At 64.8% G+C, this 9,518-nt stretch carries 11 protein-coding genes; 9 read left to right on the top strand and 2 right to left on the bottom strand.

Going from position 1 to position 9,518, the window contains the following annotated elements; genetic code table 11:
- Positions 1-5: 5 nt before the first annotated feature.
- Both trmD and rplS read left to right on the top strand, forming a co-directional pair.
- The gene (gene trmD / locus VME63_RS10235; protein WP_325432888.1) at positions 6-806 is read left to right on the top strand and encodes a tRNA (guanosine(37)-N1)-methyltransferase TrmD; all 801 of its coding nucleotides are present in this window, start codon (positions 6-8) and stop codon (positions 804-806) included.
- An 18-nt stretch (positions 807-824) separates the two neighbouring features.
- Positions 825-1,190, top strand: coding sequence for a 50S ribosomal protein L19 (gene rplS / locus VME63_RS10240; RefSeq protein ID WP_325432890.1), 366 nt, complete (start codon positions 825-827; stop codon positions 1,188-1,190).
- 72 nt (positions 1,191-1,262) lie between these two features.
- Here rplS and VME63_RS10245 read toward each other — a convergent pair whose 3' ends face one another.
- Both VME63_RS10245 and epmB read right to left on the bottom strand, forming a co-directional pair.
- Positions 1,263-3,317, bottom strand: coding sequence for a GGDEF/EAL domain-containing response regulator (locus tag VME63_RS10245; RefSeq protein ID WP_325432892.1), 2,055 nt, complete (start codon positions 3,315-3,317; stop codon positions 1,263-1,265).
- 193 nt (positions 3,318-3,510) lie between these two features.
- Positions 3,511-4,524 carry an EF-P beta-lysylation protein EpmB gene (gene epmB / locus VME63_RS10250; protein WP_325432894.1) on the bottom strand — a complete coding sequence of 338 codons (1,014 nt, stop codon included), beginning with the start codon at positions 4,522-4,524 and terminating at the stop codon, positions 3,511-3,513.
- Positions 4,525-4,610: 86 nt separating this feature from the next.
- On the opposite strand from epmB, the gene efp reads away from it, so the two are divergent.
- From efp to VME63_RS10285, 7 genes are all read left to right on the top strand, one after another.
- On the top strand, positions 4,611-5,177 hold the full coding sequence (gene efp / locus VME63_RS10255; protein ID WP_325432896.1) for an elongation factor P: 567 nt from the start codon (positions 4,611-4,613) through the stop codon (positions 5,175-5,177).
- A 206-nt stretch (positions 5,178-5,383) separates the two neighbouring features.
- Positions 5,384-6,715 (top strand): TRZ/ATZ family hydrolase, encoded by a 1,332-nt coding sequence (locus VME63_RS10260; RefSeq protein ID WP_325432898.1) that lies wholly within the window; start codon positions 5,384-5,386, stop codon positions 6,713-6,715.
- Positions 6,712-6,966, top strand: coding sequence for a YciI family protein (locus VME63_RS10265; protein WP_325432900.1), 255 nt, complete (start codon positions 6,712-6,714; stop codon positions 6,964-6,966). Before VME63_RS10260 ends, VME63_RS10265 begins: the two co-directional genes overlap by 4 nt.
- A 27-nt stretch (positions 6,967-6,993) precedes the next feature.
- Positions 6,994-7,701, top strand: coding sequence for a bifunctional 2-polyprenyl-6-hydroxyphenol methylase/3-demethylubiquinol 3-O-methyltransferase UbiG (ubiG, locus tag VME63_RS10270; protein ID WP_325432902.1), 708 nt, complete (start codon positions 6,994-6,996; stop codon positions 7,699-7,701).
- Entirely contained in the window at positions 7,698-8,372 is a 675-nt protein-coding gene (gene gph / locus VME63_RS10275; RefSeq protein ID WP_325432904.1) for a phosphoglycolate phosphatase, read from the top strand. The genes ubiG and gph overlap by 4 nt, the downstream gene beginning before the upstream one ends.
- Positions 8,369-9,223, top strand: a complete 855-nt coding sequence (locus tag VME63_RS10280) for a squalene/phytoene synthase family protein (protein ID WP_325432906.1) — start codon at positions 8,369-8,371, stop codon at positions 9,221-9,223. Before gph ends, VME63_RS10280 begins: the two co-directional genes overlap by 4 nt.
- Before the next feature lie 108 nt (positions 9,224-9,331).
- The coding region (locus VME63_RS10285) for a GTP cyclohydrolase, FolE2/MptA family (protein WP_325432908.1) at positions 9,332-9,518 on the top strand (187 nt) is incomplete at its 3' end.

Here is a 9,518-nt window from a genome sequence, read left to right on the forward strand (position 1 = left end):
GTCCGATGCGCATCGATGTCGTCACGCTGTTTCCCGACTTCATGCGCCAGTGTGCCGCCGTCGGTGTCGTGGGACGCGCGCAGCAACGGGAGTTGCTACAGGTGGAAGCCTGGAACCCGCGCGATTACGCCACCGATAATTACCGTACCGTGGATGGCCGCACCTGTGGCGGCGGCCCAGGTATGGTGATGTTGATCGAGCCTTTGCGCGCAGCCCTGAAAGCGGTGCGCGAGGCGGCACCGGAGCCGGTGCATGTGATTTATCTCAGTCCGCAAGGAACGCGGCTGACGCAAGGCAGGGTGGAAGCGCTGGCCAGGTTGCCGCGAATCGCCCTGTTGTGCGGACGATACGAAGGTGTGGACGAGCGTCTGCTGGCGCACGAGGTCGACGAGGAGCTTTCCATCGGCGATTATGTGCTTTCCGGCGGTGAGCTGGGCGCCGCGGTGATCATCGATGCCGTGGGCCGCTTGCAGGACGGCGCGTTGAATGACGCGCAATCGGCCGAGGAGGATTCGTTCTCGAACGGGTTGCTCGACTGTCCGCACTATGCAAGGCCGGTGCATGACGCACTGGGCGACGTGCCGGAGGTGTTGCTCTCTGGCGATCACGCGGCCATACGCCGCTGGCGCCTTAAGCAATCGCTGGGACGGACCTGGTTGCGGCGTCCCGATTTATTGGCGCAGCGCGCGTTGGACAAAGAATCCCGTGCGCTGTTGGATGAATTCCGTCGTGAATACGCTCACGCCGAGCAGGCTAAACAGCCATCACGACAAAACGATGCGGTCAATGACGACCGCAATCATTGAGAAAAGACAGGTGTTGCCATGAACAAGATCATCGAACAGTTCGAAGCCGAGCAGATCACCCGCCAGCTGCCGGAGTTCGGCCCTGGTGATACTGTGGTGGTTAATGTGAAGGTGAAGGAAGGTAACCGCGAGCGCGTCCAGGCGTTCGAGGGTGTCGTCATCGCCAAGCGCAGCCGCGGCCTGCATTCGGCCTTTACGGTGCGCAAGATTTCGCACGGTACGGGCGTGGAGCGCGTGTTCCAGGCGCATAGCCCCAGCATCGAGTCGGTGACGGTCAAGCGCAAGGGCAAGGTGCGTGGTGCCAAGCTTTACTACCTGCGTGGTCTGGAAGGCAAGGCCGCTCGCATCAAGGAAGACATCGCCGCCGCTTCGTCCCGCGACTGATCCGGGGCACTGCGAAAAAAACCCGCGGAGCGATCCGCGGGTTTTTTCATGCGCGCGATTTGAAAAAAGCGCTCAGAGATTGACTATCAGCCGCTGCGGCTCCTGCAGGAAGTTGCCCTGTACGAAATCCACGCCGCAGGCGAACAGCAGCGAGGTGCTGGCCGCATCCTCCACCCATTCGGCAACCGCCAGGCGCTTCATCTCGTGTGCCTGCTGGCAGATTTCGGTGATCTTCTTCTGGTTTTCGGGGTGCTGCGGCAGATCGGCCATGAAGCTGCGGTCGATCTTCAGGTAATCGGCGTTGATGTGGTTAAGCAACTGGAAGGAGTTCAGGCCCGAGCCGAACTGCTCCAGGGCGAAGAATCCCCCCAACTTCTTCCATGCATTGATGAATTCCTGCGCGGGGCGAAGCAGGGTCACGACCTTGCTCTCGGTCATTTCAAGAACCAGCCGGCCGTTCTTCAGGTTTGCCTGCTTGAGCGTGCGCTCCAGCCACGGCAGCAACTGGGCCTGCTGCTGCAGGGAGTCGGGCGTGAGCTTCACGAAGAACGTGGTGGGCAATCCCGCCCGTTCGCGCGCCTTGAGCGCGGTGATGGCCTGGTTCAGCACCCAGCGGTCGATTTCGGCGTTGAGGCCATATTTCTCGGCGATGGGCATGAAAAAGCCGGGTGAGACTTCGCCTTGCGGCCCGTTCATGCGCAGCAGGATTTCCGAATAGTCGCCCTCGGCGTCCTGCAGGCTGATGGTCTGCTGGTGATAGAGCACGAATTCGTTTTGCGTGAGCGCCTGGCGCACCAGTCCCAGCCAGTTGCGTTCGCGTTCGGCGTCGGCCTTCTCGCGGGCGGCCGGATCGTGCAGCTCGCTGCGGTTGCCGCCCTGGCTTTGCGCACTGCGCAACGCCTGGTTGGCCTGGTTGAGCAGCATCTCGGCATTGGCGTTCTTCTCGCCGAGCAGGCTGCCGCCGATGCTGACGGTGAGGGTAATCGACTGCGTGCCCAGGTCGAAGATTTCCCGCGAGATGGCCTGCTGCACGTTGCCGATCCACTCGCGGATCGCCTCGTCGCTATCGGTGTGCAGGATGATGCCAATGGTGTGTTCGGCCAGTAGGCCTGCGATGTCCTGCTGGCCCAGCTGCGTAGCGATGCGGCGCGAAAAGGCCGCCAGCAGCTCGTCCGCCTTGCCCAGGCCGATGCCGTTGACCAGTTGCGTCCAGTTGTCCGGCTCGACCATCAGCAGGCTCTGGCCCTTGTGCCCTTCGCTGGCCAGGGCGACGGCGCTGTCGATGAACTCCAGCGTGCGTGCGCGGTTGAACAGGCCCGTGACCTGGTCGCGCTGCAATTGCTCGATCAGTGCGGGGTCCACCTGTTGGCGGCGGAACACGACCTGCAGGCAGGCTTCGCCTTCGAAGGTGGCGTGGGCGAATTCGGCGGTGGCGGGGAAGGTGCTGCCGTCGGCGCGGCGCGCCTGCAGTTCCATGCGGTAGTCGGCTTTCTCGCCGCGCGACAGCGCGCGCAGCAGGTTCTTGAAGGCTTCGGCGTTGACGGGACCGATCAGGTCCAGCACCGGCAGGCCCAGCAGGTCGTCGTAGTCTTCGTAGCCGAAGGTGTCCAGGTAGGAGCGGTTCGCGCGTACGTGCATACCCTCGTGCACGTAGGCGATGGGATCGTTCGAGGAGTCGAGCAGGGCGTCGCAGCGGCGCTCGGATTCGCGCAGCGCCGCTTCCAGGCGGCGCACCTGCCGGCGCATGTTGAGCGCGTCGAATTCGCGCCTGATCACCGCGATGACCTGCTTGGGCTGGCTGCGCGATGCCACACCCTGCACGCCGTCCTGGAACATGTCCGCGACGCTTTGGTCGTCGATCTTGGACACGCAGGCGACCAGGGCGATGTCGCGGGCGCTGGCGTCGATCTGTTGCGCGACGTTGCGCAGCGGCAAGCCGTTGACGCTGGGATTGAACACCACCAGGTCCGGGCTGAGTTCTGCCAGCGCGTCGTGAATCTGTTCGGGGGTGGTCGCCCGGGCCGGGCGAACCGCGATGCCCGCATTGCGCAACAACGTAATGACCTGTTCCGCGTCCTCGACCGAATTCTCGATGAAGAGGATCTTGATAACGGAGTCTGTCTTCATGGGCGCGTCGTGCTTCCTTGGATGTGGCTGCCCTGCGCAGCAGGTGGCCGAGGGCTGGCCGGCACTACTGAACTGTTTTAACGGATTCTGCACAGGGCCGCCAGCACCAAATCGCACATCGGTGATCGGACGCATGGCCGGACCGGGGCTCCGGGTTCGCTTTCACCACCCCGCCGGCTGCGTGGAACTGCCCTCAGAGCGGCCGTTTCGACGGATCGCCGCCCACTTCGCGCACCAGCTTGGGTACGAGATAGCCCGGCAGGCGGTTGCGCATCTGTTCGATCAGCGCAAGCGCCCGGGCATCGGCCACTTCGAAATGCGCCGCACCCTGCACGCGGTCGAGCTGATGCAGATAGTACGGCAACACCCCGGCGGCGAACATGCGCTCGGAAAGTGCGGCCAGCGTGTCGGCATCGTCGTTGACGCCACGCAAAAGTACCGATTGATTGAGCACCGTCGCGCCGGCCTCGCGTAACCGCGCGCAGGCCTCATCCACCGCGCCGTCGAATTCGTTGGCGTGGTTGGCGTGCAGCACCACCACTTTCTGCAGCGGCAGCGCGCGCAGCCAATCGACGAACGCCGTATCGATGCGTTGAGGCAAAACGACCGGCAGGCGCGTGTGAATGCGCAGCCGCGTGACGTGCGCAAGATCGGCGAGGCCGCGGCCGAGCTCTTCCAGCTTGCTGGTGGCCAGCGCCAGGGGGTCGCCGCCGGAGAGGATCAATTCGTTGATCGAGGTGTCCCGACCGACATGCTCCAGCGCCTGGCGCCACTGACCGGCGGCCGCCATTTCGTCTGCATAGGGAAAATGGCGGCGGAAGCAATAGCGGCAATGGATGGCGCAACTGCCGCTGGCGATCAACAGCGCGCGACCCTGGTACTTGTGCAGGACGCCCTGCGCCTCGCGCGCGGCCATGTCGCCTACCGCGTCGGCAACGAAGCCGGGCACGCGGTCCAGTTCCGCCAGCTGGGGCAGCACCTGCAGCAACAGGGGGTCGTGCGCGTCGCCCGGACGCATGCGCGCCACGAATCCACGCGGCACGCGCAGCGTGAAACCGGCGTCGGCGGCGGGCAGGCGGTCGGACAAATGGGCAAGGTCCAGCAGGCGCAGGAGCTCGCCGCCATCGGTGACGGCATCGCGCCACAGCTGGCGCCAGTCGGGCACCACGGGCGGTGTAATGCGGGCGCCTGGGCTTACGGTTATCATATAGGGCTCTATGCGGGCCTTGCGGCCCCTGAAACGGTTTATTTTAGCCGCTGATGGCAGCGGTTTTCCTCATTGGAGCGAAGTGCATGGCCAGTTACGATCTTAATGGCGTCAAAAACGGTCTGAAGATCATCGTCGACGGCGATCCCTACATCATCACCGAGGCGGAGTTCATCAAGCCGGGCAAGGGCCAGGCCTTCACCCGCATCAAGATCCGCAACCTGCTCAACGGGCGCACCACGGAAAAGACCCTGAAGTCGAGCGATTCGTACGAAGGCGCCGACGTGGTCGATACCGACATGCAGTACCTCTACAGCGACGGCGAGTTCTGGCACTTCATGCACCAGGAGTCGTTCGAGCAGCACCAGGCCGACGCCGCCGCCATGGCCGAGGCCTCCAAGTGGCTCAAGGGCGAGGAAGAGTGCGTGGTGACGCTGTGGAACGGCCGCCCGATCTCCGTGCAGGCTCCGAACTTCGTGGAACTGAAGATCGTCGAGACCGACCCGGGCCTGCGCGGCGACACTTCCGGCGGTGGCGGCAAGCCGGCCAAGCTGGAAACCGGCGCCGTGGTGCGCGTGCCGCTGTTCGTCAATCAGGAAGAAGTGATCAAGGTCGACACGCGTTCGGGCGAATACGTCAGCCGCGTAAAGTGACGCGCTGACGCGTGAACGCAAGTTAGGGCGTTGGCCGACGGGTCATCCCCGCCAAGGCGGGGATCGTGTGTCAAGGTGTCGCGCGCAGCACTCTTCGCTGCTTTGGGTTCCAAGGTCCATGGAAGCCGCCAGCTGAAAAACCATGGGGCGGACATCATAAGATGTGCCGCCCCATCTCATATCACTTCCCCGCAAGGCCAATCACGATGAGCCAGAACGCTCCGCAGACCGTCGATCTACTTATCGAGGCCCGCTGGGTCGTGCCGGTCGAGCCGCATGATGTGGTACTGGAACATCACGCGGTCGCCATCGACCACGATCGCATCGTCGCGGTGCTGCCGATTGCGCAGGCACGTACCCACTATGCGCCGCGCGAGCGTGTGGAACTGGGCGAACACGTGCTCATTCCCGGCCTGATCAACACGCATACGCACAACCCGATGACGCTGATGCGCGGGCTCGCCGACGACCTGCCGCTGATGGTGTGGCTGCAGCAGCACATCTGGCCGGTGGAAGCGAAGGTGATCGGCCCGGAATTCGTGCGCGATGGGGTGGAGCTGGCCGTGGCCGAAATGCTGCGCGGCGGCACCACCTGTGCCAACGAAAACTACTTTTTCCCCGACGCCATTGGCGCCACCTACCGCAAACTCGGTTTCCGCGCCGTGGTAGGGCTGCCGGTCATCGAGTTTCCCTCAGCCTGGGCCAAGACGCAGGACGAATACTTCGAGCGCGCCGGCGCAACGCACGACAGCTTTCGTAACGATACCTTGATCCGCACCGCCTTCGCGCCGCACGCGCCCTATACGGTATCGGACGAATCGTTCGAGCGCATTCGCGTACTGGCCGATCAGCTGGATATTCCCGTGCACCTGCACCTGCACGAAACCGCGCACGAAGTGGAAGAGGAGCGGAAAAAATCCGGCCTGCGTCCGTTCCAGCGGCTGCAGAAGCTTGGGCTGGTCAACGACCGGCTGATCGCCGTGCACATGACCCAGCTTACCGAGGGCGAAGTGGCGGCCTGTGCCGAAGCGGGCGTGTCGGTGGTGCATTGCCCGGAGTCGAACCTGAAGCTGGCCTCGGGCTTCTGCCCGGCGGAAAAACTGCGCAAGGCCGGCGTGAACGTGGCGATCGGCACGGACGGCTGCGCCTCCAACAACGACCTGGACATGTTCGGCGAGATGCGCACCGCGGCCTTGCTGGCCAAGGCGGTCGCGGAAGATGCCGCCGCTTTCGACGCCGGCTTCGCGCTGCGCGCGGCGACCATCAACGCCGCCAGGGCGATTGGGCTTGAAGAAAGCATCGGCTCGATCGAGGTCGGCAAGCAGGCGGATCTGGCGGCCGTGCGCGTGAGCGACCTGGAAACCCAGCCGTTGTTCCACATCGTTTCGCAGCTTGTCTACGCAACCGGGCGGCACCAGGTCAGCGACGTGTGGATCGCCGGCAGGCGCAAGCTGGCGGCACGCGAACTTGTCGACATGGATACCGCCGGCTTGCTTGCGCGCACGCATGCCTGGCGCGAGCGTATCGCAGCGATATGAACCTTTACCTGGTCATTCTCATGCGTCGCCCGCAGGTCGATCCGGCGGTGGTGCCGTTGCATCAGCAGTTTCTGGAGGATTTGCGCGCACAGGGCCGCAACGAGCTGTCCGGCCCGTTCGGCAACGCATCCGGCGGCGCTTATTTGCTGCGCGCCGCATCGCTGGAAGAGGCCACCGATATCGCCCACCGCGATCCGGCCCATACCAGCGGCGGCTGGGATGTCACGCTCTACCAATGGCATGCGCGCTAAGCTTGGCGCCTGGCCTGGAGTCTCCTGATGCAAACCACGCACAACGTCAGTCACGATGAAATCGCCCGCTTCGACAAACTGGCCTCGCGCTGGTGGGATCCGGACGGCGAGTCGCGGCCGCTGCATGACCTCAACCCTGTGCGTACCGCTTACGTCGCCGCCCGCGTTGCGCTCAAGGGTGCGCGCGTGGCCGACGTCGGCTGCGGCGGGGGGCTGCTCAGCGAGGCGCTGGCGCGGGCCGGCGCCGACGTCGTGGGCATCGATCTTGGCCTGAAGGTGATCGAGATCGCGCGCCTGCACTTGCACGAATCGAACCTCAAGGTGGATTACCGCAAGCAGTCTTCCGCCGAGCTTGCGGCGGCGGAGCCGGCCAGTTTCGACGCGGTGTGCTGCATGGAGCTGATCGAGCACGTGCCCGATCCGGCGGCGCTGGTGCAGGATCTGGCGGCCATGCTCAAGCCGGGAGCGTACCTGTTCATGTCCACGCTCAATCGCACGCCGGCGGCGTTCGGCGCGGCGATCCTCGCAGCCGAATACGTGACACGCATGCTGCCGCGCGGGACGCATCACTACGCGCAATTCCTCAAGCCGTCCGAATTGGCGCGCCTGCTGCGCCAGGCCGGCCTGGAACTGGAAGATGTCAGCGGCCTGGGCTACAACCCGGTCAATCGCAAGGCGTGGCTGAGCCGTTTCACGGCCGTCAATTATCTTTTGTGCGCACGCAAGCCCCTATGAAGTCGCTGCCCGAATCACCGCAGGGCGTGCTGTTCGATCTGGACGGCACCTTGCTCGACAGCGCGCCGGATCTGCATGCGGCGCTGGTGGCCTATTGCCACGAAGTCGATGCAGCGCCGGCGCCCTATGCGAAAGTGCGCGAAGTCGTATCGCGCGGCTCGCGCGCGATACTGCGCTGTGCTTTCGATGAAAGCGACGAAGCCCTGTTCGAGCGCATGCCGCGCTACCTGGAGCTTTATCATTCGATGATGACGCGGCACACGCGGCCGTTCGAAGGCATCGATCCATTGCTCCACGCGCTGGAAAGCGCTGGGCTGGCCTGGGGTATCGTCACCAACAAGCCGGCCTATCTCACGGACGACCTGATCGAACAGATCGGGTGGAGCCGGCGCACCTGCGCGGTGGTCTCCGGCGATACGTTGCCGGTGCGCAAACCCGACCCGGCGCCTGTGCTGCTGGCCTGCGAGCGCGCGGGCCTGGATCCGGCGCGCTGCCTGTTCGTGGGCGACGATCGCCGCGACGTACAGGCGGGCAACAGCGCGGGGCTTTACTCCGTGGCCGTGCATTGGGGTTACCTCGATGGCGGTGATCCGCATGCATGGGGCGCCGATCGGGTGCTGGAACATCCGCGGCAGCTTGCCGAGTTGCTCAAGCTGAAGGTTGCAGCGTGAGCGATGGCGTGATCCAGCATGGCGCCTTGCAAAGCTACATCGACAAGTGGCTGTCGGTGCAGCCGCACCAGCGCATGGCGCTGGTCTTCGTCGATCCCGCCAAATACCCCGGGCACGTGGCGTTGGCTGCACTGGAACAGGAGCTGCTTGGGGCCGCCTACGGCATTGCCGAGCCTCAGGTGGCGGCAACCAAACTCAACTGGTGGGCCGAGGAACTCGATGCCGCCGCATCCAGCGGTGGCCGCCATCCGTTGACGCGCGTGCTGTTCGATGAGGAGCGCGCACATGCCATGCCGAAGGAGCGTTGGCTCGCGCCGGTGCTGGCGGCCATGGCGCAACTGGAAGAGGGCACCTCGGTCGATTTTGCCGCGCAGCTCAATGCCGCTTCCGCGCTGCATGGGGCACTGGCCGAGCTTGAGACTCACTGGTGGTACGGCCAGTCCGCGACGCCGGCACGGGCCGCCCGTGTGGCGACCTTGAGTCATTTGCTGCATGCGCTGCGGCGTCTTCAGGACGACGCGGACCGCGATCGCCTGCCGCTGCCGATGGCGCGTCTGGCCCGCTTCGGCCTCAACCGCGCAAATCTGCGCGAACGCGGCGAGGTCCGCGACCAGGCCATCAAGGCCCAATTGAGCGATCTCCAGTCGAGCTGGGCCGATGCAGGCGGCATGACCGGGCCGCTCAGCGTCTTCCGCGCCCTGGAGGCGGGGCAGGGCCAGCGGCTGGTTCGCCGCGCCTTGCAGGCCACCGAGTCGCTGACCGTGCTGCAGCGGGGCCTGGCGGACCGGGGCTTCGGGGTCACCCTGCGCGCCTGGGGCGCGGCCAGGCGGTGGCAACAGCGGGTTGGCTGAATCAAAAACGCACTGTTTCCCGCGTGAACCCTGTTGCGTCGCGTCAAGCTGCCCCAACATAGGAGTCCTCGCGGCGGCCGATCATTGAGGCCGAAACAGGACATTCCCATGCATAGCCACGAAAACACCGCTCGCCTGATGCCTGACGTCGCCACCCAGGCTCATCCGCATCTGGCCGGCGCGCTGGATTGGGTCGGCATGGACGGCATCGAGGCGCCCGTGAGCTTCGACAGCGGCGATGGCCAGGTGCAGCGCAGCAGCGCGCAGGTGGGCGCCTTCGTCAATCTCACCCGGC

This window comes from Dyella sp. (assembly GCF_035503745.1).
GTDB lineage: Bacteria > Pseudomonadota > Gammaproteobacteria > Xanthomonadales > Rhodanobacteraceae > Dyella_B.

Bases quoted from the DNA above. Each gene is read 5' to 3' on its own strand.
- trmD (WP_325432888.1), top strand. From the start codon at position 6: ATGCGCATCGATGTCGTCACGCTGTTTCCCGACTTCATGCGCCAGTGT.
- VME63_RS10265 (WP_325432900.1), top strand. From the start codon at position 6,712: ATGAACCTTTACCTGGTCATTCTCATGCGTCGCCCGCAGGTCGATCCG.
- rplS (WP_325432890.1), top strand. From the start codon at position 825: ATGAACAAGATCATCGAACAGTTCGAAGCCGAGCAGATCACCCGCCAG.
- epmB (WP_325432894.1), bottom strand. From the start codon at position 4,524: ATGATAACCGTAAGCCCAGGCGCCCGCATTACACCGCCCGTGGTGCCC.
- gph (WP_325432904.1), top strand. From the start codon at position 7,698: ATGAAGTCGCTGCCCGAATCACCGCAGGGCGTGCTGTTCGATCTGGAC.
- VME63_RS10245 (WP_325432892.1), bottom strand. From the start codon at position 3,317: ATGAAGACAGACTCCGTTATCAAGATCCTCTTCATCGAGAATTCGGTC.
- ubiG (WP_325432902.1), top strand. From the start codon at position 6,994: ATGCAAACCACGCACAACGTCAGTCACGATGAAATCGCCCGCTTCGAC.
- VME63_RS10260 (WP_325432898.1), top strand. From the start codon at position 5,384: ATGAGCCAGAACGCTCCGCAGACCGTCGATCTACTTATCGAGGCCCGC.
- efp (WP_325432896.1), top strand. From the start codon at position 4,611: ATGGCCAGTTACGATCTTAATGGCGTCAAAAACGGTCTGAAGATCATC.